Raw genomic sequence first — 25,548 nt, 5'->3', positions numbered from 1 at the left:
GGGTTCACTCCTTAATATGTTTTTGCATTCATAGCATGGCTAGTATCAGCAAAACTATTCGGAGTTTCAAAACACAAATTGCCTGTTTTTCACTAACACCTGTAATGGCTTCAGACATATTAAAAAGGAAGGGCTATTTGCTCCCTTCCTTTTCGTTGAATTGCACTGAGCGGACGATTTGCGCCATGATTTCAGTTTCCGATTTCAAGCTTCTTGTTTTCACTTCAGAGGTGATTTTTACCCCGCCAAGTCCAATCGTCACTTCATTCTTATTGTTGTCCAGTTTTTTTATCAATAAAAACCCAAAGCGATCATCATTTGCAAAGGTTTTCTTGACATCATACTTCAGCTGCTGGGCCGTTGCCTCATAAACTACTTGACTATTATTTCCTTCATGCTGGTTATAGAAGAGCAGATACGTTTTTGCCCCATTTTTTAACACGATATTGTTTTCTGCTTCATCTTCTATTTCCATGCCAAACGGCAAATAGTATCGGATATCGTCATTTTTTTTGTTTGTTTTTTTTGCATCGCCGTGTAAAGCTTTCTCAACAGCAGCTTCTGCAGCTTTTTGTTCTTCTTTTAAAGATGCGGAACATGCTCCGAGTAAAAAAACAGCAATCACTAAAAGCAAGGTTGCTTTATAGTGTTTTCTCATACTATTTTCCTCCCTGCAATAGTCACAGATTCTCCTTTCCTATCATAACGTTCTTTTTAATAGGCTGACAATACATCTTTACGAATTTTATAACCAGATTGGTTACATTCTGGTTAAAATGGTAAACTGAAGGGAAGATCGCTAAAGGAGGTTTACAAGGATGGAGTTAATCGTATACCTGGCCGGTGAGATTCACAGCAGCTGGAGAAAAAATTCAGGAGGGACAGTCTCTTATTGCCGAAGAGCTGTCCCCATCTGGTAGTCATTCATTATTTTGCCTGTAAATGTACTGCCCGATTAACAGATCCATGATATGGGAAAACATTGCGGACCTGTCGACCATGCCGGACGTGAAAATGCCTACCGCACCTTCATTTTTGCGGACATTTGCCTTTTTTGCATAATCATCCATAACAGGGCCCAATTCTTCCCCTGCCCGCAGCCGCTGCGAAATTTCCTCCGGAAGCCCGAATCTTGCCCCACCTGCGATAATTGGCGGTTTTCCCGGCTGGACCAGTGCTCCCCAATTGCATAACAACAAGCCGTTTCTCGATTCCTGTACTCCCCCTTCAAGCCCGATTCCAAGATCGCCGCGGCCTGTTTCGAGTGAAAGAATGGCTCTGTTTACAGCTCCCTCAATCGCTTCATCATCACTGAAAGGCTGTTCGCTCACCCCGGAAGGCACATCTGCGCTAATCACTTCTGCCTGGAAATTTGCAAACGCCTGTTGAACGGCCGAGACCTTGGCCGGATTTTTTGATCCAATAATCACCTTCATGATACTGTTCACCCTTTTTGAGTATGGTAAAAGGAGGACTGACCAAGCTCCTCCCCCCAGATCAGCTATTTTGTTTCATAGTTACAACTTAAGTGATGAAGGAAATGCGCGAGAACCGCTATAACCTAATGATCAGCTATTTTGTTTGATTGTCGCAACTGTCGAGCGGTCGCAAGCTTTCATAAGCTTTACCAGCAATTGCTTCGCCGCCGCATAATCATCGACATGGATGATTGAGGCATGGGTATGAATATAGCGGGAACAGATGCCAATCACTGCGCTTGGCACACCTTCATTGGAGATGTGGACACGGCCGGCATCGGTTCCGCCTGGTGATACAAAGTACTGGTATGGAATATCGTTCGTTTCAGCTGTATCAAGAACCAGCTCTCTCATACCGCGATGTGTGACCATCGACCGGTCGAAAATCCGCAATAACGCACCTTTGCCGAGCTGGCCGAACTCGTTTTTGTCGCCTGACATGTCGTTGGCCGGGCTTGCATCAAGGGCAAAAAACAGATCGGGTTTAATCATATTGGCGGCCGTCTGCGCCCCCCTTAGACCAACCTCTTCCTGAACCGTTGCCCCGGAATAGAGCGTATTTGGCAATTTGTCATCCTTAACTTCCTTTAAAAGCTCGACCGCCAATCCGCAGCCATAGCGGTTATCCCATGCTTTTGCCAAAATCTTTTTATTATTCGCCATCGGCGTAAACAGACAGATCGGGACGATTTGCTGGCCCGGCTTAATTCCGATGTTGATAGCGTCGTCACGGTCATCTGCACCAATGTCAATCAGCATATTATTGATTTCCATTGGCTTATTCCGTTTCGCTTCGTCCAGCAAATGCGGGGGAATCGATCCGATAACGCCGATAACCGGGCCTCTGTCGGTAATGATTTGCACGAGCTGGGCCAATAACACCTGGCTCCACCATCCGCCTATCGTTTGGAAGCGGAGCATGCCGTTATCGGTGATGGATGTAACCATAAAGCCTACTTCATCCATATGGCCTGCCACCATGATCGTTGGCCCGTTTTCCGGCCCTTTTTTCAAGCCGAAAATTCCGCCAAGCTTGTCCTGCACCACCTCATCGGCATATTGACTCAATTGCTCACGCATAAACTTGCGGACTTGATGCTCATTCCCCGCCGTTCCGGGCAGCTCCGTTAACGTTTTAAAAAGCTGTAATGTTTGCTCGTTCATTAACTTACTCCTTCTATCACCATTTTTAGTATGTATATTTTTTATTTTACAGAACTTTCGAACGGCTTACCACCATTGTCATTCGGCAAAAATAATTGTATGTTAATGATTTTTTCCCAGAAAAATATTTGATATGATGAAAAGAGCAATTGAAATCACTGGAGGTGCAATCATGAACTGGAAATCGTTTTTCCTTGGCGTCGGGGTAGGAATCGTGACCGGGCTCGCCGTAAAAGAACTGCTGGCTGAAAACAGTTACGTTTCTTCCGAAAAAGTCCTTGCCCATGTAAAATCAGAATTCAAAAAAGAAGCCCCGATCAGCGGCTCATGGATTCATATGAAAACAGAACCCTACGAAAAAAACCAGCTTCGCTACAACGTCTACAGAGGCGGGATTTCGAGGACCATCAATGATGAAGCTGAGCAATACGAGTTTATTGCCGATGCAAAAACAGGAACGATTCTTGATATTTATCCGATTACATAAGAAGCAAGCGAATCCGTAGTGAAAAAATAAGATAGCTTTGCAAACCAATATAGATTAAGATGCGAGAAATTTATCTGCTTCTTGATCTATTTTCATTTTAAATGAACGAGGGCGGATGCGCTTATGTAAAATGCTTTATCTCCCTGTTAAAAATAATCCAAATCCCCACATGGTTTTTCTTTTCGATTTATTTTGGATTTTCTTAAGATATAACGCTTACGTTGATTCTTTCTTATGAAAATCTAACAAAGGTCTAGTATTTACACCGCCATAACTATAGAAAATAGATTTGTTATAAAAAGGAATACAGTTTACAATTAGTATATAAATATAAATAACAATGAGAGGATGACCTGAAAATGGCTAAAAAGCCTAATAAGCATATGAAAGAAGCACTAAAAATGCTAAGGGAGGGTGAGAAAGTTTACGGTAATGTTTTTTGCGTAAATAAAGGTACATTAGGTGAGTTGATTATCACAAGCCTCAGGGTCTTATTTGTGGGAAAATCTATTTTATCCGGGACAACTGTTGAGGAAGCCGGTTATGAACAGATCAGTTCAGTTGAGTATCGAGCGCGGTTTGGAGAAGCGGACTTAAAAATATACCTAACCTCCAGCAGTCATGTAATTAGTGTGAACAGTCATAATTATGAGGGTTTACAGCTAGTGGCAAAATTTATTAATGATACACTAAGAATATTAAAAGAAAATGAAACCAAAATGGAATCTGAAGTGAAACCTGAAGTAGATTACGTTTCTCAGTTAGAGCGCTTAGTAAAACTAAAAGAAGACGGGCATATCTCTGAAGAAGAATTTATAGAGTTCAAAAAGAATTTACGAACTTAGCATTTTATTAATGTGCACTTTGTCCCTTAAACATCCAAATATCAAGAAAATGTCAATAGGAAGAAATAAAGAAGTCTATTTGAAGTCTATTTATTGAAAATGAAGGCTTTTTCGGTGTGTGTTAACATTGATAGATGCAAGAGTAATATTTGTAGGTGCATTAATGTTCCGGGGGTACTACAGAGGTCTAATGATAGTGAAATAAGCTCAGTAAGATGTAGATTTTTCAAATTAGGCCGAGATTAAACTAAAAAAGTCTCCCGAGTACTCTAAAAGTACCCGAAAGACTCTTATAAGTTTGGAAACTGTAAAGGATCTTTTACCATTTATTCGAGTAGACGGTAGGCGACATCGAGTAACCATATTCGAGGATATCGGTATCACACCATAAATTATCCCGGCTATAAACCGCTCCGCCTTTAATATAACTCTCGATCGGTAAACAATCATAAGGCGAGGAGGCTCCAGCGCTTATAATGAGATCCCCCGGGTAAATACTTGTTATCTCGGTAGTGCCTTGCCATATACGGCATTTACGGCGTACCGGGAAACGAGGTAATCCAGCTCCGGTAGTACTCGGAGCATATTCGCGAGAGTAAGCTTCGGCGCATTTTTCACCATCCGCCATAGTAATATACCCGGTTTTCCATTCTCCGGTATTAGCGTTATAGTATCTAACATCTATCGAATAACTACCGTCCAGATCTCCTCGCCATACGAAAAGCTCGTTAGTTTCAATATATCCACTAACTCCGCCTCCGTACCCCCAAAACAGTAATCCTGCTCCCTTGATTAATCTCAAAATGTGGCTGAGCCTTATTAACCGCCTCCTTAGATATCATTAACTTCTTCCCAGCCGACCTTTGTTGCCAGTCCGGCTTTGTTTCATTTTTTTCTCCTCTTCCTTCTGTTCCTCACTAAGAACTTTAAAATAAGCAATCCACTCAGTAAGCTCATCAGAAGATATGTTTTCGAGAAGCGTCGATACTGTACACCCTAAACGTTCAGCAAGATCAAAATAAAAACGCCGTTCAGGGTGTTGCCTTAGTTTTTTACTTTTTCATCAATCTGTCCATCATCCAGTCCTGATAACTTCATAGCAACCCGTGAAATACGTTCAAGTGCTTTTCCACTTTTAGCATTAATTGCATCGCGGACTTCAGGCTTGAAAATAGGTTCATTTAATTCAGGATCGAATAATGAAGCGACAATTAAATCCGGATACATTGCATCAAAATTGATATTCCCTTTGTTATCAATAGCTTTACTCAAAATTCGGTTTCTGGCTGCTCCTGATAAACCACGGACTTCTACTTCTACATTCCACTCCGGCACGAAAACTTTTTCAATTTTTATATCCTTAATATTTAAAATTGTTTCTCTTAATTTACTCAACGCTAAACATCCTTCCATCAAGGTCTGTAGTTCCTTCAAATTCAACAGCTTCTTCTAAGATACTTTCGACGTCTCCCGACACTTCATTCGAGCTTATCACTGCCCACAATGTCAGATCCGGAACACCGGCTGAGTCATCAGTAACAAACTGTAACACTACAGTTGCCGAATTTAGGATAGCATCTGTTAATAGTGAATTAGATTTATACCAATTCTTCACCTCTCCGGATACTGACAGCAGTCCTAATGCTCTGTGCTGGAAAGGAGAACCGAACCTCGGGATATCTTGATTTTCAGATTCAGTCGTTAAATTAAAGAATAACCCCCATTGGAAGAGTATGATTCCAATGGGGGTTTGTATTTTTTCTCCTTATAGGGGTAGCGTCAGGAAAATACGGTTACAATGTTAAGGAAATTCCAATATAAAAATCCTAATTTCTCAATTTTAATACTGAGAAATTAGGATTTTTTGTTACTCCATTAAAGTACCCTGTTAGCCCACCATGAAGCACAAAAATCAGTGCTTCACCATAGAGAATGAAAATATACAGAACTGTCAATACTGGTTCGTGATCCAGTCAATTTAATCCATAAGTTTTTATGAATTTATCCCTCTCATCATTTTTTATTAACAAATGAGATGGGTCTTCTGGTATTGTCTTTTTTATCAGTTACAGAAGTTTATTTTCATGGTAGTCAAATACGCAATCTATATAAAAGCAAACATAAAAACTACAATAACAGCTACTTGGAAAAAATGAAAAAACAATTTAAAGAAAACCAAAGGGAATTGTATGTGATATAGAGAAATTATTCTTCGCTTTTAACAAACACTTCTAATTCGCTTGTATTTTGTCCGTCCACTTGATATGCAACTCCGAACAGGTCTCCTTTTCCGTCCTTATTAATAGCAACATTTATGTCATTTAACAGTTGCTTTGTGTATTCAATTGCTTTGACCATTTTTTCGCTAGGTGCTTTCCATTCCTTAATCGCTGCCAACCTTTGATTCGGATCTCGCTTATCGTATTGATCGGGATCAATGTGTTCTGTCCGCTTAATTTGCTCTTCTTCAATAATTTTTGTAAGCAGGTACAAGTTATCAAAATCCTTTTCGAGTGCGACTCCTTCCACTTGTATGATTTCTAAAACACTTTGAATTGCTAAAGCTTGAACATAATAATTATAGTATTTATCCAATCCTGCTTGAATCAATTCCGAATCCTTGGCTGGTTCTTCTTGGAAAGTGATATTTACCGAAGAAATCCAATCTTTTGCATTCGTTGGGAAGTCATATTTAACACCATCTTGAACTATAGTAACATCCTTCCAAGCTTTTTCGTCAATCGTTTTTCTATCCTCAGATTTTTCGCCATCTGTCGTTTGGGGATTTGAAGATGTTGTTTTAGTTGATTCATCTTCGACTTTGGTAGTATTGCATCCTGCGATAAGACTTCCTGCAATAATAAGCGAGGAGATTGTGAGTAGTGTTTTTTTCATTTTCTTTAACAAACTCCTTATTTTGATATTTTAATTAAGTATTTATAGCATTACCTTATATCTTTATTAATGAGTTCTATTACCATTTTTATAGCCGTCACTTCTTTACTTCATCCTAACATAAAAGGTTCCTACCTGGTTGAATTCTCTTTGAAATATTATGGAACTAACCTGTCATTATTAACAACAAAAAGAGCCTACAATCTTGGAGTGGATCTGTCGGCTTCTTTTTATTTGAATTCAATTTTCATTGTTTCTACTACACCTTTATTGTGTTCTCTTGCATAAATCGTTACATACTGATCATCATCCCAAATAATTTGGAAAAAGTCCATATCATATTAGTTATTTCCAGAAACTTACTATATTTCTCACATTTCGCAGGTCAAAGACCCAACCATCCAATTTCTGAATTCGGTTTTTTAAAAATATCCTGACTCATTTGAGAGCCGACAATCTCTTGCTTATTTCTCTGATTGTCGGCTTTATTCGACAGCTCCTAAACGTTCCTGCAGAATTTCCTTTTAGGCATTGATTTTTTCGCCTTGGTTTGACACGTAGATGTTCATGTCATAGCCTGCCAGGCGTACAATTCGTTTCGTCTGGTCACCGATATTGTCAGGCAAGTAACGCATGGTTTCCTTGCCCCGCCGGATGACGATGACCCGGATGTCGTGCAGCTGTTCGAGGAGCGCTTTCCCGGTTGGTTCAAACAGCTTTCGGTTTCCGGCAAGAATCAATGGCTCCAACTCTTTCTTCATTTTTGCCCGGATCCGGTATTCAAGCATCCCATATACAAGCAGGGCCCTACGTAGACAATGCCAAGCGCCTCGATTCTTTCCGGGGTTTTTATGAAAACCTGATCGATCATGTGCGGCTCTTTCAGGAGCCTGAATCGGGTCTCTGCGGCCGATTGGCCTTTATAGATTTTCAGCATGTTCACATCCGGGAGTTCCATGCGGTCCATCCGGTTGGTCATCAGGACGAAGGTGCTCGCCAGCTTCAGGTTATGTTCGATTCTTTCATGGCTTTCCTTAAGCGAAGCCACCTGGATTCGGAAGACAATGGCAGTTTGGGCTTCCTCTCCCTTTTTGGGCCTGCCACGGCGCCCGCGTTTAAGGCGCTCTTCCTGCGATACGACTGCCAATCGATACTCATGAAAGTCTGACTTCTGCTTTTTTGTAAAAGCCTTCATGGCAGAGAGAGCGTCTTCTTCACAGTGGAAGGGGGTATCACACAATTTGGCCAGCGTTTTTGCCAGTTGTTCATGTTCTTTTTGGACTTTTGCTTTGAGCCCTTTTGCTTTTTGTTTCTCCAACTGGTCGGAGTGTATGACGAGGAACCGGTAGGTCCGTCCTTCGAGTTCGCGTTCAAAGTGCTGATAGCGATAACGCGCCCCGTCCTTCGCGTTGGTCATTTCCCCGGCTGACTGCCAGTTGCCGTCTTCCCACACCTTTTTTTGTCCCAAACAACCGACTCATTGATAATTTCTTCAAACCTGATTTCATCCATTAAATTGGACAATAGCTGTGACGGTCCCACATCCAAGGTAAGAACCTGATCGGCCATCGACTGTACCTCCATATCAATAAGTAATAAGTTATTGTAGACTTCAATATGGAGGTGGAAGATTCCTTCATTAATCAGTTTTTGGAAATATTATCATGCGGAATGTGAGATAAATAAGAAGTTTATATAGATTTTTATCAAATTTTTCTTCTATTTTTTCTGTACCATACAAATTTTCAAATCATTTAATCTATAACTGTAACAATCATTAATATTTTAGGAGGTAGAAAAATATGGCTAAAATTGGAGACATTTATCCGGGTGAAGCATTTTGCTTATGGAGTGAATTTTCAGGTACAAGAAATGATATCAAGTTATGGTGTGTTAATAACTCATCATATAACATTCCTGTTTATAACGACTTACAAACATATGACTCTGAAATTTATTTTAATGATCCAAGTGGGTATTTCCCAAGATACGGAGTAATTAGAATCTCAGATGTAAACCGATATACAACTCTAGCAATGTTAGCAAATTACAACACAACAATAGGTGGCGTAAACCACAGAGTTTACAAATTAAGACGAACTGAAGAGCGTTATACAGCAGGAGGTTCATATTTAGGAACCATTCCTTCTGGATATGAAATAGCATCAAGTAATGGACAACACGGAGCATCGAATAAACATTTTATTATTGCTCAGTATTATCGTGCAACAGGAATGGGATGGGTTAAAGTCGATCCTAATTCTTCATATGGTTGGGTTAATACAGGTGCTAATGAATACGGCTGCTCAAGTAACTGGTCAATAGACCATAAATTAAATTAATCTTAAATGGGATACCGTCAGGAAATCCGATTTCCTGACGGTACCCCTTTAATAACTGTGAGGAATGGGGTTTTTTCAAATAACGAACCTTATTACTTTTCCTAAAACCATTAATTTATCCTTGCTATTTCTTTTTCCAACTTATCATACATGTTGGACAAAAGATGGCTATAACTGCTCTTAACTTTTTTGTAAATGAGTTTAGCCTCTTCCTCATCGCAAAGATGAGAGGTTTTATTACGATCCACCATCATATCAATCCATTGTTCCCCATCCTCAATTAACCATATGTAAATGCTTCTCTTATCGTTGCCCTAGGACTTTTAATTTCAGTAATTCCCGTATATTCTAAGAACATTTTCATAAGCTTTCCAACTTAACTCAAAGGTGAACTCAAATCGCTGGATGACACCATCGTAAACAATATCAGCATCTATATAAGCTGAATTAAAGGGTTCCTATTTCGTCCATTTTGTCCGCAGCCACCTTCGATGGCGGTTTTACGGCCTGTGGCGGTGACGGGGCAACTAAATAACAGTCACCCGCAACGCCATTGGCAGTGGTTGAAAAACAAGAGCGAAACTTACAGCGGTATCAAGGAATATTAAATAACATCCGAGAAGGAAATATCATTTTCGGCAGACAAGATCGAATGAAGAGAAAGCAAGGTGTATAAAGTGGCCGAATATATCCGTAAAGAACAACTAAAGGCGGTTCATAAATCGAGGAAGGCAATCCACCTTTCAAAAGGTTGATGAAGCCATTCAAAGGCTTATACGAGCCTCTGAGAGCATTAATTTCAATAGTGTAGCGAGCGAAGCAGGCTTGTCAAAATCAACACTGTACAACCATAAGGAGTTGCGGGATCGCATTGAGGGATTACGAAGGCAACAAGCATATGCCCCTACCCCTAAGCAAATCAAACGTGAGTTAGACGATAACAACAAAGATGCCATAATCGCCTCTTTACAACGTCGTATAAAAAAGCTGGAAAGTGAAAATAGGCAACTACGTGAACAATTAAAGGTTGTATATGCAAATGTTTATAAGAGCATTTAATAAACAACTCGAGTGCTTTAAATAAACAAAAGAACAATTCATATTGGTCATATAAAATATGTATTGTCCTTTATTTATTGAGATTTTTTCAATTTAGGTCTTGATAAATTAACAGCGACTAATTTTTCAGGTTTAATGATAATGACAAGTTTTCGAAATCCTTTTTTGCTTTGAAATAGTATTCAAGATTATTTGTTTCAACTGCTCTTTTAAAATTAGTCTCAGCTTCCAAAATTATTTTGTTCAATCCATCGTTCGTTGAATATTGTTTCATTTCCTCCAAGTGCTTCAATTTAATATCCAATTCACTTGCTAACAATTCTTTTGGATATTCGTTAAAATCATATGCATCCTGTAGTACATCAACATTAACACCAAGAACTAATTGAACCAAACGTTGTTTTTGTTCTAATTCATCTTTCGGATTCTTTAATGTTTCAGCGGGAAGTATTAAAACGTCTGCAAGATATTTGGAAGCGGAAATGACGTTCGGACTATTGAAGTTTTCTGCATCAACTGACGGTCTTTTGTTATTATGAGTATACGATATGGAAACTTGAATCGGTTGGTCGTCCTTGACTTCTTCCATAACTCTTATGGGGTTATATTCGCCAACGCTGTCCGCCCGTCCCCTATCCATACTAAAGAATGAAGCAGCAAGTATTCCAATGACAGAGACACCTGAAGCAATGATAATTTTTTTCTTCATGGTTTATCCCCCCTCGATACAGACTAATATATAATAATAGTAACAATCTGAAATGGAAACTTCAACAAGTTTCCATTTCGGAGACAGATTTACCTTATTTTAAACAAAAGCAAAAATAAACGCAGGACTTACCTAGTTGAAGTAAGTAATTAGAATTTCGAAAGAATATCAAATGTAAGAAAGAAATTGATGATTTCTTTTATGACTGCAAAATTTTTTAATCTCTTAATTGCGTTAACTCTTCCATAATTTTAACAATGATTCATATGTCGAAAGTTGTTCCTTATTCAAATTTGATTCAGCATTATTTATAAGTTCTGATAATAATGTGGCACCATCAATATTTAGCACAGTGGAAAGTGCTTTATATTTATTTACGACATGAGGCTCAACACGAATTGAAAAAGGTTTTTTGCTCATTTTTTAACCTGCCTTTATCTTAATTAATCCTTTTATAAAGAGTTAGGTGTAACAAAAATCCACGTTTACAAACAAACGAAATTTGCCCATCACTGATTATAAAGTTATTATACTGTTTTGTAAACAAGTTTACAATACACCTATAATGAAGATTAAAAATTTCAATTGATCAACCCATAACTTTTGATAATTATACTTGCTCCAGGGTCCGGAGAATAAGAAAACGATACACCGGTAGAAGTATCGCAGCCCTGTTCTTACCAAAGCATTTTTTCGTATCCAATGTAATAGTTTCGCTTCAGACAAACAATATGAACCGAAAAATCATTTAAAATACACTTTCTCTATATTGTATTTTGCCTGCTGGATGTTAATAATATAGGTCTCATATATTTCTCGTTCCATCGGGTCTTCAACATAGCAGACGGCAATTTCGTACACTTCGTCCCGATGCAGCTTGATCGGTGAGACATTATCTTCAAAATGTTTCTTGATTCTTTGTCTGAGCTTTCTTGCCTTTCCGACATACAATAATTCATCATTAATGTTATAGAACATAAAGATTCCGCTTTTATCGCGTGGAATCCGCATATAATCAGTGAAGCCATAAACGCTGCTTATTTCAGGATCCCCTTGCTCCGCTAATTGATTTTTTTTAGTGATGACTAAATCTGGAGTCGGTACTTCTATTTTAATCAATACATTCACTTCCTATTTTTTAATGTTGACCATCTTAATTGATAAGAACTTTTTTATTATATCGTCAACTTTCCAAATATATCATCAATTTCGGCCTTTTTATCGTTAACTTTCCAGTTATATCATCAAGTCGGCCATGTTATCCTCAACTTTCCAGTTATATCATCAACTTCGGCCACCCATCAGTACTCAATAGGACCAGGCATGTATTTTTCCGAAAAGTCTAATACTAAAATAAACCTTTTATACTCTTTCTGCTCCCTGCTCTGTTTCGCGAGCAGGGTTATTTTTTAAATAAAAACAGACTCAGGATTTCGAGTCTGTTTATTGTATCCAAAGTTAGACTTTATTTACATTTGTCGCTTGCGGTCCACGCTGGCCTTCTTCGACTTCAAAAGTCACTTCCTGGCCTTCATCCAACGTTTTGTAGCCTTCACCTTGAATAGCAGAGAAATGAACAAATACATCCTCTCCATCTTCACGTTCAATAAATCCAAAACCTTTTTCACTGTTAAACCATTTTACTTTTCCGCGTTCCATTTTTTTCCTCCTACAATGTTAAAAATCAACAAAATTCCAAATTAATTTTGCGTAATTATTATACCCAGAAAAAACCTTTTCTAAACATAACTGTTCAAGCTTGAGAAGAAATTGGATGCTTAATATGTACCGGAATTGTTTCATATCATATCTCTCCCCATACTTTTAGAAGTTCTGGACAGGCACGCGAATTCCTCTTTTCCCAGCTAAATAACTTGAAAAACAGGAAGAGCAGACATACTTTTAACGTGAAAAGGAATTATACATAGGGAGAATCGATTACGAATGAGGCAGGAGATCGGCATGGGGAAAATTATTGACGGAATGGATGAAGAACAGAAAAAACGAATCCAGGAAGAAATTGATCGAATGGCTTTTACGAAAAATTTTCGATCCGCAACCGCTGAAGAATGGTATATCTTCTTGAAGAATTACGCGGATCCCCAGACAGACGGAGCGGCCGGAAAGGCAATCATTCATTACAATCTTTACGGAAATAAGGAAATTTTTATCCATACAACCGTTATTTTTGATGATCCGAAGCTGCATAAGCAGGAAGCCTATCACCTCGTCTACGCCCTGGCAGACGAATTGGTGAACCGTCTTGTCGGCTATGCTGATACTCTGCTGTCGGTCCATGCCGGCCCTAATTCTTATCAGGCCGAGTATAAACAATGACAATATACAAATCATGATTAAAAATATTTCAGGAGGCTATTTCCGATGCAAAAAACGCTAACAGACAGTATTGAAGAACATGCCATTCCTTTAACAAACGAACATGACCTTGACTTGCTCGTCGAAAAAATTGGCAACGCAAAAATGGTGCTTCTCGGCGAAGCCTCCCATGGAACATCGGAGTTTTATCAAATCAGAGCCGAAATTTCCAAAAAGCTGATTCAGGAAAAAGGCTTTACAATCATTGCCGTCGAAGGAGACTGGCCTTCCTGCATGGAATTAAACCGCTATATTAAAGGGTATGATCAAAGCTGCGAATCCGCTAAAGACGCTTTGCAAGCGTTTAACCGCTGGCCAACCTGGATGTGGGCAAACGAGGAAATTGCTCAATTTGCAGAATGGCTTAAGGAACATAACTCGTCACGTCCCGACCGGCAAAAAACCGGTTTTTACGGGCTGGATGTATACAGTTTATGGGAGTCCATGGAGCAGGTTGTTGATTATCTGGAGGAAATTCAATCTCCGGATTTAGAGGTGGCGAAAAAAGCATTTACCTGTTTCGAACCTTTTAACCGCAGCAATGAGAAATATGCGGTCGCATCGGCGATTTATTCAGAAGGCTGTGTAGAAGAAGTGACCGAGCTGCTTGCACGCATCCGCCAAAACAAAGAACAGTATAACGATGGGGAAGAGAGCGGTCTAAGCCTGAGAGTCAATGCGCTTGTTACGGCTAATGCTGAACATTATTACAGCTCGATGGTTTTAAACGATGAACAATCGTGGAATATCCGCGATTTGCATATGGTTGAAGCCCTCAAAGAGATTCTCGACTTTTTCGGTCCCGATTCAAAAGTGATTATTTGGGAACACAACACCCATGTCGGCGATGCAAGGGCGACGAACATGATCGACAATGGTACGATCAATGTCGGGCAGATCATCAGGGAGCGGAACAACCCGGATAATGTGTATATTGTCGGTTTCGGAACTTATAGCGGCACTGTGATAGCGGCAGATGAGTGGGGCGTTAATATGGAAGTAAAAAATGTGCCCCCTGCGATGCCGGGAAGCTGGGAAGATATCATGCACAGAACCGGTCCATATGACAAAATGCTCTTTTTTAATGATGAAAACCGGCCGCTGTTCAGTGAAACAGTCGGACACCGGGCAATCGGCGTAGTTTATAATCCCGCATACGAAAGTTACGGCAATTATGTTCCGTCCGTGATGGGCGAACGTTACGATGCCTTCATACATGTAGACCAATCACAGGCACTGAAGCCGTTAATCCTGCAACGATCCCGGGTTTAAAAAGCGCTGCCGGTCGAATCCGGCAGTGCTTTTCTTCTTGCAGAAAGGCCGCACTCTGTTCACTTTTCCTGTTTTATTGCCTCGGAAATTTTGCCGTCATCATTCCATTTAACGGCGCGGTAAAAGGCATCATGATAAAAAGAAAACCAGGCATTTTTCGATTTTCCAAATTCGATCCACTCTTGCTTGGCACGGATCGAGTCCATCGGGTAATCATCATAGGCGAGAACCCATAATGGATTTTGGTGGGCATGGGTCGGCATCAAATCAGCCATATGAACGATAAATTCGGCACCTGAATTGATAATGACAATGCTGTGCCCGTCACTGTGTCCGCCTGTATGGACCATTTTTATGGAAGGTGTTGACCACTCTTTTTCAAACGTTTCAACCTGGTCCTGAACCGCCAGCCAATTTTCCTGCCAGTATGTATTCCGGGAGCGTATATTCGGATTTCGCATTTCGTTCCATTCCGTTTCGGAAGTGATAATTTTCGCATTCGGAAAAACGGAAACATGCCCGCTGTCCCCGGGCTTCGTTAACCCGCACGCATGGTCAAAATGCATATGCGTCATCAGGACAATGTCAATATCCTGCGGAGATAAACCTTTATCCATTAAAGACTGTTCAAGCTTCGATTCTTCTGTTACACCATAATTCCTTTTTTGCTTTTCGGACAGCTTTCCGGTACCAATCCCTGATTCAATTAAAATATTCTGCCCATCTGTCTGGACTAAAATTGGGTCGGTACGCAATTCGATTTGATTATTGTCGTTACATGGATAAAATTTGGACCAGAGCGGTTTTGGCACGACGCCAAACATGGCGCCTCCGTCGAGATGGGTAACCCCACCATTCAGCCATGTTATCTTCAAGCCGTTAAGCTGCAAACTTTCCACATCCATCACCCCCTGCCTGCGTTTTCTTTAGTTTACCATTACTGAGAAGATGATGAAAAATATTTGAGTATCGTATGAAAGAAAAAGAACCCGGACCTGATCCGGGTTCCTGCTATTTTTTTCGGTATTGGACTTCGCAGCGATAAATGCGGTTGCCTTTTTTCGAAAATTTTTCTTCATACTCGGTCATAATGTTTCCTTCGAAATCACTATGGTGCAAATCAAGGCTGACAAATTTCAGGAGCATGCCATATTCTGAAAAGCTCATTAATGAATATTCAAACAAGCCTTGATTATCGGTTTTGAAATGAATCTCACCGTTATCTGGCATAATGGTTTCGTAAAGGCTGAGAAATGTTTTATAGGTTAATCTCCGTTTCTCATGGCGTGTTTTAGGCCAAGGGTCGGAAAAATTAAGATAAATCCGCGCGACCTCTCCTTTTGCAAAAAACGATGTTAACTCGGCGGCATTGACATTCAATAGCTTTACATTCGGCAGCTCAGCCTCAATTAACCGGTCAAGGGCAGAGACAATCACACTTTCCTGCAATTCGATCCCCAAGTAATTGATGTCGGGATTTGCTCTCGCCATTTCGGTAATAAACCGGCCTTTTCCCGTCCCGATCTCAATATGAAGAGGCTGGTTTACCGCAAAGGCTTTGTCCCAGTTTCCTTTCTGCGCCGCCGGGTCAGCGACAACGTACTGTGGATATTGCTCTATTTTATCCTTTGCCCAAGGTTTATTTCTAAGTCTCAAGTTCAGACACCCCTAAAAAATAATATCGTTCAAACCATATCATTCATCGCGGCCGCATGCAACCCCGAAATATGGGGTCAGGCCCCAACTATGTGTATAAACAGAAAAAGGAATCCACAAGCTAATTGTGAATTCCTTAAAGTCCGTACTCGGAGATTTTGAAAGGGTGTGTACAAATGCCGCTCAATCAGCAGCATCAAGTTGATTTAATAAAAGATATTTTGAGCAATCACCGAACAGATTGCAGCGGTTCTATTGCTGAATGTGAGCAGTTGGAACGTCTCGTTAAATCGCTCATGGTCAATACCGAAATCAATCAAGATGTTAAAAATATTCTTCAGGAAATTTATGATTACAGCCAGTATGGTATCAATGCCCGCGATTTAAATCAGCATATTGAATCCAATCAAGGGCAATTGTCCGCATGGGTGAACGGGATGAATGAGCTGACCTAGCTTAAATTTCGTCTAAATAGCCGATCCATCTTTCCATTTCAGAGATTCGACCTTTATTTTTATACCATTGAATGGAAGTGAGCGTTTGTGCGTGCACATACCATTTCATCCGAAGCTCCAGTTCTTTTGTCAGCTCGATGCCGTACCGATTCAGCCATTCTTCCCAGTGATCGCGGGGAATATACCAGTAAAGCAGCTGCCCTAAATCAATCGCGGGATCCGCTATCATCGCCCCGTCCCAGTCAATCAAATACAGCTGGTTGTCTTCCGTGAGCAGCCAGTTATTATGGTTTACATCACAATGGCAGACGACCATGTCCGGGCAGGAAACGTTACCGGCCTCATCCTTTAGAAAAGAGATGGACCGCTTTACAGATGAGATCCTTAAAAGATCATGATCCAGCTCACCTTCAATCATATCCAATAAGGTATCGGCATGGAGCGCTGACTTTCCGAGCCTTTCAAGCATCCCGAGCAATGGCCTGGATTGATGGATTTTCCTGAGCAGCCTGGCAATCCGCTCTTCCATCATTTCAGCAGGCTTGAGCTCTCTGCCGTTTAACCACTGCTGGGCGGTAATCACGTCTCCATTTTCGAGCCGCTTTGTCCAAACCAGCTTTGGGACAATCCCTTCCGCTGATAAAACGGCAAGAAAAGGCGAGGAATTACGCTTTAAGAAAAGCCTCTCTTCTTCATTCTGCGCAATAAATGCCTCACCTGTAGCTCCGCCTGCCGGGATGATCTCCCAGCCTTGTCCAAATAAATGTTCCAAATGGTTCACCTTCAATTTGTCCTGTTCTGGCGGTGGTTTTGCCCAAACCGCCTGAACCTGATTCTGTCCAACTTCCTGCAGTACCTTGGAAAAGGATGCTTCCCAGGAAATATCTCCTTGTTGCTTCAAAGGCTTAAAGGAAAAAATAAGGCAGCTAAATGCCGTTACACTCAAATATAATGATTCATTTATGAAATAAAAAAGACAGCTATTGAAGCATAATCTTCATCATAGCTATCTTTTAAATTTTATCTCCAGAGAGGTATATCGTCAAGCCCATCTCCGCTTACTTAAAAAATATCAGCGAGCAAGAATATAAACGCTTGCTGATTGAGCGTTAAGCGAACTCCCTTCGGCAGAAAAGAAAGGATGTACAGCGGCTTTTTCATGGTTGGCAAGGCCTTGCCATCCTCCACCGCTCCCAAGCTCAACGACAACATCCGCTAAAGTAGGGTTGAAAATAACGAGAATCGTATTCCAGCCACCAAAATCGCCGACGTCCTTTAACAGATAGCCAAGTATCGGCTTCGGCATCGGAATAAACTCGACATGGCGGCGAATCAGCTCGGTGCTGGGCAAGCGGAAAGCCCGGTGTGATTTTCTGATTTCAATCAGGTTTCTGATGTATTTCACATTGTCTTTATGCGTTATTTTCCGCTCCCAATCCAGCTGATTGATCGAGTCGGGAGATCGGTAACTATTACCAATCCCATTTTTGGTTCTGAAAAATTCCTGACCGCTGTGCAAAAAAGGAATTCCCTGGGCGAGGATCACCATTGCGGTCGCGAGACGGTGATATTTTTTGCGGATAGGTTCGGGTGTCTCCTCTTCACACTTCATCAGCTTATCCCAAAGCGTATGATTATCGTGGGATTCAACATAATTCACAGATTGGGAAGGTTCCAGAAAAATTCCCCGTTCTTTTTTCTCAAGGCCAACGCTGCCGGCGAGCACTTGTTTTGCCGCTTCATAATAATGCTCGTTGCCAAGCGCATAGCCGCGGTCATAAATATTAAACGTGCTTCCCTTTATCGAATCGCGGAACCAGTCGTTAAATTGTGCGATGCGAGGCAGATGATGTTGATTATGAAGATTTGCTTTTTTGTCCGGGTCAAGCGGGGTGTTTAAATCCCAGCCTTCTCCAAGCAACAGTGCCCCAGGATAAATCTCGTCGACTGCTTTCCTGATTTGATTCATCGTCTCAACATCAAAAATCCCCATTAAATCGAAGCGAAAACCATCCACATGATATTCCTTGATCCAAAAGCGGATTGAATCAATAATAAATTTTCTGACCATCGCTCTTTCGGTCGCAATATCATTGCCTACTCCCGTCCCATTTGAAGGCATGCCATCTTCACCATGCCGAAAAAAGTAACCAGGAACAATTTTTTCAAAAGAAGACTGTTCGCGGTTATATACATGGTTATAGACAACGTCCATAATGACCCGCATCCCCTGCTCATGGACGGAAGCAATCATCCTTTTAAGCTCACGGATCCGCTCGTACGGGTTTTCCGGATGGAGGGAATAGCTGCCGTCCGGTGCATTAAAGTGGACAGGATTATAGCCCCAATTGTATTCCGCTCCTTTTTGCAGTTCATTGACTTCTTCAAAATCGTTAAAGGGCAGAAATTCAATATGGGTGACACCGAGGCTTTTTATATAGGAAAGGCCTGTCGGCTCACCGTCTTTGCCGGTTGTATTGGCCTCACCTGCACCCAGATATGTTCCTTTATGGGTGACACCGCTTTCTGGATGAATCGTTAAGTCGCGGATGTGGGTCTCATAAATGACCGCATCAACGGGATGCTCAAATGCCGGCAGCTCGATTTTTTCCGTTCTTGTTTTTGTCATATCGATGATGACTCCATGGTGCCCGTTTGCCGTGACAGCTATCGCATAGGGATCATCGGCTTCCTTCCATTCAAGATTGATACAAACAAGAAAAGAATAGCGGCAGCCCTCTAAATCGCCGGCTACTTCGGTTGACCATGTGCCCTTCCCGCCACGATTAAGCGGAATTGTATCAGCATCCCCATTGTCGAACTTTTTCAAGATGAGACTTGCTTTAGTGGCAGTTGGAGCCCAGAGCTTAAAGGTTGATTGTTCAGGTGTGTACCGGACCCCGAGATCATCCCCATCATAATAAAATTTGTCATCAAAAGCATCCGTCCGGATAACGGCCCCTATTTGCAGGTCCGTCCTTCCTCCATGTTCATCGATAATCGCATAATCACGGCCGAATTCCAGTTCATTGCCGGTTCGGCAAATATATTTTACCGCATCATCCAAAAAGACCTTAGCCTCGATAGCAAGCTCAACGCGATTTCCATCATTTTCGAGCATAAACGAAGATGAAGCGCCTTCATGATAGTCAAAGGGCAACAATATTGTGATGCTCGTAATATCGTCTAAATAGGCGAAAAAATCGCGTTTGATTGAAATCATCTTAGATTCATCTCCTTCACATCCCGCTCTTCACTGTGCAGGCTCCTCGTGCTGACCGGAAGAACGGCAGGACAAACCTGGACCTGAATGGGCGTCTTCCCAATAATTTCACCATCGGCATGAACCATATAAGGCAATGCCGGGTTGATCGACACGGTTCGTCCCTTGAAGCTATCCACCTCCTTAAAGCGCAGATGTCCGCCATAAAAAACAGTTCCGAATACGAGGAGCAGCTTCCACCTTGGCAAGCTGTGGACAACCGTCACGTTTAAAAGCCCGTCATCCGGCACCGCACCCGGGGCAATTTTCATGCCCCCGCCGTAAAAAGGCTGGTTTGAAACGGCCACAAACCATACGGAATCATAGCGATATTCTTTTCCGTCAACGGTTATTTCAAGCGGACTGCGCCGGAATGAAACAAGCGTTTTAATCAGGATATATACATAAATTAACCGGCCGATCGAGAGGCGATTCAATATTCCTTTGAGGGGGGATGAATTTGCCGCATCGGAAACGAGGGCATCAAAACCGGCCCCCATATTATTAACAAAATATGTTTCATGTTGCTGTTCATTCACGATTTTTCCAAGATCAATATAACGAGGAGGGTTTTTTCGCTGCCTGAGCAGGACAGTCAAAGCATGCAGAGGATTTTTTGAAATTGAAAACCCGCGGCTGAAATCATTTCCCGATCCGCCGGGAATAAAGCCAATCCTGACATTTTTATATGCTACAGCTCCGTTGATAACCTCATGCAAAGTTCCGTCTCCCCCGACAGCGGTTAAGACCATTTCCGCCCCGCCCGCGTTTTTCGCAATCGATTCTGCCAGTTCCTTGGCATGTCCGGCATATTCCGTAAAAAACGCCAAATAAGCTATGTTTTTCTCCTTCAGCTCCATTTCGATCTTGTTCCATAACATCTGGGAGCGTCCATTCCCGGCACGCGGATTTACAATAAAATAAATTTTCCCCATGATCGTTTCCTCTTTCGGCGCTTAACGGCCGTGTTTATTTTTCGTCACTGATATCCCATTCCATCCTTCTCATGCTCGATGTCTGGCAATATTCGAGCAAGGCTTGGGCTGCTTTTAATTGCTGAGCTTTAAGCGGGGACCGCTGCCTGCGCATTGATTGGAACCATTCATCAAAATTGCGCTTCTCGATCAAACGGATATCATATGGAGCGGATGGAAAATTGATATATCCGTTTCTTAAAAGGACAATTTTTTGAACAGGAAGATCGATTTCATACAGTTCCAATACCTTTTTAACAATTTTCTCTGTCCGGTTTAAGGCAAGCAGCGGATTCAAGATTTTTTGCTCCTTCATCTGATGGCGCTTTTTCCAGAAGCGCTCTTTCGAACCGGTAAATACAGCATTCTCTTCTGCCTCAAGAAATGTAATGCATAATACCTCCGATGGCCCGATCAGGACGCTTTCTACTTCGACCGGTGCCTGCTTCAAAAGAAATACGGGCCTGTATAAAACTAAATGAGTATCGGGAAAGCGCTGCAGGAAAAACTTTAGCCGCTCATCATAATAAAATTTCTGCTCCACATCCGACTTTTCCAGAATCGTTGTACTTGCCCACTTCATTTGAAAACGGAACAGCTGGTCAAGAAAATGCTTTTTCAAATCTTCGACCGTTTCCGGTTTGGCCGGCAATGAAGGGGTGAACAGCATGCCCCCATCTTCATCCGAATCTGCACCCGCATCTGTATCTGCTTCGACGATGGTTTCCGTTTCCGTTTCCTTATCCGCGATCCGCAAGAACCCTTTTATTTTATGAAAGAGCGGTTTGCGATCATCTTCGAGCCAGGCGGCTGATTGATCATCGTTCTCCCCAGCGTCCGTTTCCCAGTTCAACAGCAGTTTTTCCCACTGCTGCTTTTTTAACCTGACAAAACGGGAAGGATAAAGAAATATATTTTGTTCATAGCGTGAAACATAATCCTGTAGCTTAATCAGCTGTCCCATATAAATAAACCTGCCTTTAATTATTTCATTCAATATGTAAGGGGAATGTCGCAAACGCCCGATATTTAGGCGTATTCCCCGGATGTATCCTATATAAAACCACTTCGTCTGCCAAAAACAAAAGCGGCTCTGTTTCAAGAATATTTTTTTTCGCAAGTTGTTGCGGATCTAACCGTTCTGGCCCCGTCCAGTTTCTCGCCAGCGTAATATGTGGCGCAAAAGGCCTCGTTTCCAGTGTATGCCCGGCTTTTTCACAGGCGGAATACACCAAATCCCGGATCTCATAAAGGCGATCTTCCCTTTTCAAGCCGGCCCAAAAAACCCGTGGCCAATCCTTTTTCCCAAATACGCCGATATGGTCGATTGTCAATGGAAAAGAGCCGGCATTCGTTAACGCTGCATTCACAAGCTCAATCGTTTTCGAAATTTTCTCATCGGATGAAGCACCGAGAAAGGCGAGCGTAATATGAAAATCTTCTTCATGAACCCATTTTGCAAAAGGAAAATCCTCGCCGAGCTGCTGTGCTGTTTTATGGAGCTGCTCTTTCGTCTCCTTCGGCAGGCTGACTGCGATAAAATAATGCGGTTGATTACCCATTCGATAGACGCCCTTTCATCGACAACTTTCTACCTATTCTAGCAAAATCCTCTCCCAATTGGCAGCAGCTTAAACCCGGTTCTTGTTTGCAACGCTGCGGGACAGGTCCTTCGATTTGCGAATCCGGGCTTTTTTATCGTATGATTTATGGTGATAAATGATTTGCTCTTCCAAAAAGAGGGAGAAATACAAACTTCCTGTTACTATTTTACCGAAAGGGACGAACGTTGTGAAAGTAGTAAATAATATTGCTGAATTAATCGGCGATACACCACTTGTAAAATTAAACCGGCTTGCGCCTGCAGGTGCAGCATCCGTCTACTTGAAGCTCGAATTTTATAATCCCAGCAAAAGCGTAAAAGACCGGGCGGCATACAATATGATTATCGAGGTCGAAAAAGAAGGCAGGCTAAAGCCCGGCGCGACGATCATCGAACCGACAAGCGGCAATACCGGAATCGGTTTGGCAATGAATGCGGCGGCACGGGGGTATAAGGCGATTTTGGTCATGCCCGATACAATGACCCAGGAAAGAATCAATCTTCTTAAAGCCTATGGAGCCGAAGTCGTATTAACTCCCGGTGATGAAAAAATGCCTGGTGCTATTTTAAAAGCACGGGAACTGACTGAGCAAATTCCCGACAGTTTCATGCCGATGCAGTTTGAGAATGAAGCAAATCCTGATGCACATCGCCATTCGACTGCTCTTGAAATCATTGCAGCGATGGACGAGATCGGCAAGCCTTTATCTGCATTCGTAGCGACATCCGGTACCGGCGGAACGATCACCGGGACGGGCGAAGTGCTGCGCAGCCATTATCCGGAATTGAAAGTCCATGTCGTTGAACCAGCGGGCTCTCCCGTTCTATCCGGCGGCAACCCCGGCAAACATAAGCTCGTCGGGACAAGCCCGGGGTTTATTCCAGAAATATTGAATCAGGACGTCTACGATCAAATTCATCAAATTAAGGATGAAGAAGCTTACGAAATCACAAGGCGCCTTGCCAGAGAAGAAGGGATTTTGGTTGGCCCGTCTTCAGGAGCCGCCTGCTTTGCCGCCATTGAAGCAGCAAAAAAGCTGACGCCTGACGATGTAGTCGTCTGCATGGTGGCCGATACTGGTGAAAGGTATTTATCAAGCGATTTGTTCCAGTTTGAATGAAAAATTGATCCTTTTAGGAGAAAAAGTTGTCAAAACAGTTGATTTACTGACATATAATTACATTTTAAACCATATTTTTCTATTATAGAGGTCGGGTTAAAATAATTAAGCGAAAATCAGCGGGAATTAAGCGGAAACCCCTCTGATTTAAGCGAAAAAAACAGGAATTAAGCGAAAACTGACATTAATTAAGCGAAACGATTTTTTCTGCTCATCTAAAAAAGGGCCGGTACTCCGGAAAACAATTCCGAGCGTATCAGCCCTTTTTTGTATTTATAATTAAAAGCGTTTTGTGTCCACATTTGGCCGCTCTTGTTGAGTATCCGGCATGATTTAACGAGCCAGCTCATAAATGGCCTGCGCATAAATCGCCGTTGCTTTCAGTAAATCATCAATATAAATATGTTCATCCTTTTGGTGTGCGCAATCCGGGCGGCCAGGAAAAAGCGGGCCAAAAGCTACTCCGGATTTCAAGGAACGTGCATAGGTGCCGCCGCCGATGGACAGCAATTCGGCTTTTTCGCCTGTTTGTTGTTCATACACTTTCTTCAAGGTTTGCACAAGGAAAGCGGATTCCTCGACATGATGCGGCTTTGAGTCGGAAAAATTCTCGATCGCAAAGCCTTCCTGCTCGAGCAGCTCTTCCAGTATTCCTTTTGTTTGCTCCATTTTCAACGTAACCGGATAGCGAAGATTCAAGCCCAGTCTTCCGCCTTCTTCACGACTGTAAAACAGTTTGCCCGTATTGATCGTTAAATCGCCGGTAATCTCGTCGGAATAGGCAATCCCGAGCTCGCGTCCGCGCGACTCCTTACAAAAATATTTTGAAACAAACGCAAAAAACTGCTGGGACTTGGCGTCTGTCTCGAGCTCGCAAAGAAAAGCCGCCAGCAGCAGCCCGGCATTTTTTCCTTTGTCGGGCTCCATCCCATGAGCAGATTCCCCTTCCAATTCAAGAATCAACTCACCATTATCGACATAATATTTTCCTTCAAGCTCGTTTTTCTTTAAGTATTCCGTAAAGCGCTGCAGCACTTCTGTTTGATCGTAAGGAACGAACAGAGCCGCTCTTGCAAAGTCCGGAACCATATTGTATCGTCTTCCTGCTTGAAAATGGTTCACCTGGATTCTTGACTCGTCTTCTTCTGTTTGAGCCATCTTTTGCACAAGATCAAAATCGGCGATCCCTTTTTCAGCATAGATAATCGGGAAATCAGCATCCGGGGCAAAGCCCATCGTTGGCATTTCCTCGTGCTTAAAGTAATGCTTCACACAGCGCCATTCGCTCTCTTCGTCTGTTCCGATGATCATCCTGACCCGCTTATTTAAAGGAAAGCCAAGCTCTTTTACAATTTTCATAGCATAATAGGCCGCCATCGTCGGACCCTTGTCATCGATAGCGCCCCGGGCAAAGATTTTCCCATCGCGAATTTCTGCCCCATATGGGTCGCTTGTCCAGCCGTCCCCTTCCGGCACGACATCGACATGGCAGAGCACACCGACAATCTCTTCACCCTCGCCAAACTCAAGATGGCCGGCGAGATTGCCGACATTCTTTGGAATAAATCCATCTTTCTCGCCAAGGTCAAGCATAAACTGCAGCGCTTCCTTCACGCCTTCTCCCAGCGGAGCGTCAGCCGTAGCATTCTCCTCATCAAGCAAGCTTTTAATGCGCAGCAAGTTTTGTGTATCATGAATCAATTCATCTTTACGGCTTACCGCCTCTTTTAGCCAATCAATTGGTTTCATCGCTTCAAAAAATCCTCCTTGAACTCAGTACGGTTTCTCCACAATATGGAGAATTTTTTTGTCTGCTTTTATTATAAAGCTTTTTCGAAAAGTTTGTTGCT

Annotated in this window: 28 protein-coding genes and 3 pseudogenes; 9 read left to right on the top strand and 22 right to left on the bottom strand. The window is 42.0% G+C overall.

Translation table 11 applies throughout. The features are described 5' to 3' along the window. Positions 1–133: 133 nt before the first annotated feature. From CU633_RS01870 to CU633_RS01860, 3 genes are all read right to left on the bottom strand, one after another. Positions 134–658 carry a hypothetical protein gene (locus CU633_RS01870; protein WP_101658030.1) on the bottom strand — a complete coding sequence of 175 codons (525 nt, stop codon included), beginning with the start codon at positions 656–658 and terminating at the stop codon, positions 134–136. Positions 659–920: 262 nt separating this feature from the next. Then, positions 921–1,436: a DUF84 family protein gene (locus tag CU633_RS01865; RefSeq protein ID WP_101658029.1), complete on the bottom strand. Its 516-nt coding sequence runs from the start codon at positions 1,434–1,436 to the stop codon at positions 921–923. A 132-nt stretch (positions 1,437–1,568) separates the two neighbouring features. Next, complete coding sequence (locus CU633_RS01860) at positions 1,569–2,642, bottom strand: M42 family metallopeptidase (RefSeq protein ID WP_101658028.1); 1,074 nt, start codon at positions 2,640–2,642, stop codon at positions 1,569–1,571. A 172-nt stretch (positions 2,643–2,814) separates the two neighbouring features. Between CU633_RS01860 and CU633_RS01855 the strand changes: the two genes are divergently transcribed. Together CU633_RS01855 and CU633_RS01850 are read left to right on the top strand one after the other, a co-directional pair. Further along, entirely contained in the window at positions 2,815–3,129 is a 315-nt protein-coding gene (locus CU633_RS01855) for a PepSY domain-containing protein (protein WP_101658027.1), read from the top strand. A gap of 359 nt (positions 3,130–3,488) precedes the next feature. Then, positions 3,489–3,974 (top strand): PH domain-containing protein, encoded by a 486-nt coding sequence (locus CU633_RS01850; protein WP_101658026.1) that lies wholly within the window; start codon positions 3,489–3,491, stop codon positions 3,972–3,974. A 1,044-nt stretch (positions 3,975–5,018) separates the two neighbouring features. On the opposite strand, the gene CU633_RS01840 is transcribed toward CU633_RS01850, so the two are convergent. The 6 genes from CU633_RS01840 to CU633_RS22650 form a co-directional block, all read right to left on the bottom strand. Continuing rightward, positions 5,019–5,369 carry a hypothetical protein gene (locus CU633_RS01840; RefSeq protein ID WP_101658024.1) on the bottom strand — a complete coding sequence of 117 codons (351 nt, stop codon included), beginning with the start codon at positions 5,367–5,369 and terminating at the stop codon, positions 5,019–5,021. Then, positions 5,362–5,526, bottom strand: coding sequence for a hypothetical protein (locus CU633_RS22655; RefSeq protein ID WP_180954823.1), 165 nt, complete (start codon positions 5,524–5,526; stop codon positions 5,362–5,364). The genes CU633_RS01840 and CU633_RS22655 overlap by 8 nt, the downstream gene beginning before the upstream one ends. A 653-nt stretch (positions 5,527–6,179) precedes the next feature. Continuing rightward, positions 6,180–6,869 (bottom strand): hypothetical protein, encoded by a 690-nt coding sequence (locus CU633_RS01830; RefSeq protein ID WP_101658022.1) that lies wholly within the window; start codon positions 6,867–6,869, stop codon positions 6,180–6,182. A 524-nt stretch (positions 6,870–7,393) separates the two neighbouring features. Next, positions 7,394–7,630 (bottom strand): hypothetical protein, encoded by a 237-nt coding sequence (locus tag CU633_RS01825; protein ID WP_101658021.1) that lies wholly within the window; start codon positions 7,628–7,630, stop codon positions 7,394–7,396. Beyond that, complete coding sequence (locus CU633_RS01820; RefSeq protein WP_101658020.1) at positions 7,627–8,286, bottom strand: IS1634 family transposase; 660 nt, start codon at positions 8,284–8,286, stop codon at positions 7,627–7,629. The genes CU633_RS01825 and CU633_RS01820 overlap by 4 nt, the downstream gene beginning before the upstream one ends. Further along, positions 8,283–8,438, bottom strand: a complete 156-nt coding sequence (locus CU633_RS22650) for a hypothetical protein (protein WP_180954822.1) — start codon at positions 8,436–8,438, stop codon at positions 8,283–8,285. Before CU633_RS22650 ends, CU633_RS01820 begins: the two co-directional genes overlap by 4 nt. A gap of 233 nt (positions 8,439–8,671) precedes the next feature. Between CU633_RS22650 and CU633_RS01815 the strand changes: the two genes are divergently transcribed. Beyond that, positions 8,672–9,211 (top strand): hypothetical protein, encoded by a 540-nt coding sequence (locus CU633_RS01815; RefSeq protein ID WP_101658019.1) that lies wholly within the window; start codon positions 8,672–8,674, stop codon positions 9,209–9,211. A gap of 110 nt (positions 9,212–9,321) precedes the next feature. Here the strand turns inward: CU633_RS01815 and CU633_RS23575 are convergent. Further along, positions 9,322–9,618: pseudogene (locus CU633_RS23575) on the bottom strand (HI0074 family nucleotidyltransferase substrate-binding subunit). A 152-nt stretch (positions 9,619–9,770) separates the two neighbouring features. Between CU633_RS23575 and CU633_RS23185 the strand changes: the two are divergent. Then, positions 9,771–9,887 (top strand): annotated as a pseudogene (locus CU633_RS23185) (tyrosine-type recombinase/integrase); the annotation flags it as partial. A 1-nt stretch (position 9,888) separates the two neighbouring features. Further along, positions 9,889–10,270 (top strand): annotated as a pseudogene (locus CU633_RS01800) (DUF6262 family protein). Between the two features lie 118 nt (positions 10,271–10,388). On the opposite strand, the gene CU633_RS01795 reads toward CU633_RS01800, so the two are convergent. The 4 genes from CU633_RS01795 to CU633_RS01780 all read right to left on the bottom strand — a co-directional run bounded on the left by CU633_RS01795 (position 10,389) and on the right by CU633_RS01780 (position 12,638). After that, on the bottom strand, positions 10,389–10,979 hold the full coding sequence (locus CU633_RS01795) for a hypothetical protein (protein ID WP_101658018.1): 591 nt from the start codon (positions 10,977–10,979) through the stop codon (positions 10,389–10,391). 234 nt (positions 10,980–11,213) lie between these two features. Next, complete coding sequence (locus tag CU633_RS01790; RefSeq protein ID WP_101658017.1) at positions 11,214–11,399, bottom strand: hypothetical protein; 186 nt, start codon at positions 11,397–11,399, stop codon at positions 11,214–11,216. Between the two features lie 324 nt (positions 11,400–11,723). Next, positions 11,724–12,098, bottom strand: a complete 375-nt coding sequence (locus CU633_RS01785; RefSeq protein WP_101658016.1) for a nucleotide excision repair endonuclease — start codon at positions 12,096–12,098, stop codon at positions 11,724–11,726. A gap of 339 nt (positions 12,099–12,437) precedes the next feature. Next, positions 12,438–12,638 (bottom strand): cold-shock protein, encoded by a 201-nt coding sequence (locus CU633_RS01780; protein WP_101658015.1) that lies wholly within the window; start codon positions 12,636–12,638, stop codon positions 12,438–12,440. A 285-nt stretch (positions 12,639–12,923) separates the two neighbouring features. Here CU633_RS01780 and CU633_RS01775 point away from each other — a divergent pair, with 285 nt between their 5' ends. Together CU633_RS01775 and CU633_RS01770 are read left to right on the top strand one after the other, a co-directional pair. Continuing rightward, positions 12,924–13,316: a hypothetical protein gene (locus CU633_RS01775; protein WP_257958392.1), complete on the top strand. Its 393-nt coding sequence runs from the start codon at positions 12,924–12,926 to the stop codon at positions 13,314–13,316. A gap of 45 nt (positions 13,317–13,361) precedes the next feature. After that, a complete protein-coding gene (locus tag CU633_RS01770; RefSeq protein ID WP_101658014.1) occupies positions 13,362–14,627 on the top strand; it encodes an erythromycin esterase family protein in 1,266 nt (421 codons plus the stop codon). 59 nt (positions 14,628–14,686) lie between these two features. Here CU633_RS01770 and CU633_RS01765 read toward each other — a convergent pair whose 3' ends face one another. Both CU633_RS01765 and trmB read right to left on the bottom strand, forming a co-directional pair. Next, positions 14,687–15,526, bottom strand: a complete 840-nt coding sequence (locus CU633_RS01765; protein WP_101658013.1) for a YtnP family quorum-quenching lactonase — start codon at positions 15,524–15,526, stop codon at positions 14,687–14,689. A 112-nt stretch (positions 15,527–15,638) separates the two neighbouring features. Continuing rightward, on the bottom strand, positions 15,639–16,283 hold the full coding sequence (trmB, locus tag CU633_RS01760; RefSeq protein ID WP_101658012.1) for a tRNA (guanosine(46)-N7)-methyltransferase TrmB: 645 nt from the start codon (positions 16,281–16,283) through the stop codon (positions 15,639–15,641). A gap of 176 nt (positions 16,284–16,459) precedes the next feature. Between trmB and CU633_RS01755 the strand changes: the two genes are divergently transcribed. Continuing rightward, positions 16,460–16,738: a YtzH-like family protein gene (locus CU633_RS01755; RefSeq protein WP_101658011.1), complete on the top strand. Its 279-nt coding sequence runs from the start codon at positions 16,460–16,462 to the stop codon at positions 16,736–16,738. A gap of 1 nt (position 16,739) precedes the next feature. On the opposite strand, the gene CU633_RS01750 is transcribed toward CU633_RS01755, so the two are convergent. The 5 genes from CU633_RS01750 to thpR all read right to left on the bottom strand — a co-directional run bounded on the left by CU633_RS01750 (position 16,740) and on the right by thpR (position 22,536). Further along, a complete protein-coding gene (locus tag CU633_RS01750) occupies positions 16,740–17,510 on the bottom strand; it encodes a phosphotransferase family protein (protein ID WP_101658063.1) in 771 nt (256 codons plus the stop codon). A gap of 300 nt (positions 17,511–17,810) precedes the next feature. Next, on the bottom strand, positions 17,811–19,961 hold the full coding sequence (gene pulA, locus CU633_RS01745; protein ID WP_101658010.1) for a type I pullulanase: 2,151 nt from the start codon (positions 19,959–19,961) through the stop codon (positions 17,811–17,813). Then, on the bottom strand, positions 19,958–20,935 hold the full coding sequence (locus tag CU633_RS01740) for a diacylglycerol/lipid kinase family protein (protein WP_101658009.1): 978 nt from the start codon (positions 20,933–20,935) through the stop codon (positions 19,958–19,960). The genes pulA and CU633_RS01740 overlap by 4 nt, the downstream gene beginning before the upstream one ends. Positions 20,936–20,969: 34 nt before the next feature. Then, positions 20,970–21,938 carry a nuclease-related domain-containing protein gene (locus CU633_RS01735; protein ID WP_101658008.1) on the bottom strand — a complete coding sequence of 323 codons (969 nt, stop codon included), beginning with the start codon at positions 21,936–21,938 and terminating at the stop codon, positions 20,970–20,972. A 25-nt stretch (positions 21,939–21,963) separates the two neighbouring features. Then, positions 21,964–22,536: an RNA 2',3'-cyclic phosphodiesterase gene (thpR, locus tag CU633_RS01730; protein ID WP_101658007.1), complete on the bottom strand. Its 573-nt coding sequence runs from the start codon at positions 22,534–22,536 to the stop codon at positions 21,964–21,966. Positions 22,537–22,741: 205 nt separating this feature from the next. On the opposite strand from thpR, the gene cysK reads away from it, so the two are divergent. Further along, on the top strand, positions 22,742–23,698 hold the full coding sequence (gene cysK, locus CU633_RS01725) for a cysteine synthase A (protein WP_308314684.1): 957 nt from the start codon (positions 22,742–22,744) through the stop codon (positions 23,696–23,698). Positions 23,699–24,031: 333 nt separating this feature from the next. Here cysK and pepV read toward each other — a convergent pair whose 3' ends face one another. Next, positions 24,032–25,447 carry a dipeptidase PepV gene (gene pepV / locus CU633_RS01720; protein ID WP_101658005.1) on the bottom strand — a complete coding sequence of 472 codons (1,416 nt, stop codon included), beginning with the start codon at positions 25,445–25,447 and terminating at the stop codon, positions 24,032–24,034. Between the last annotated feature and the right edge of the window lie 101 nt (positions 25,448–25,548).

This window comes from Bacillus sp. V3-13 (genome assembly GCF_002860165.1).
Classification (GTDB): domain Bacteria; phylum Bacillota; class Bacilli; order Bacillales; family Cytobacillaceae; genus Bacillus_BJ.
The sequence above is the reverse complement of the archived record's forward strand: the minus strand, read 5'-3'. Positions and strand labels throughout refer to the sequence as shown.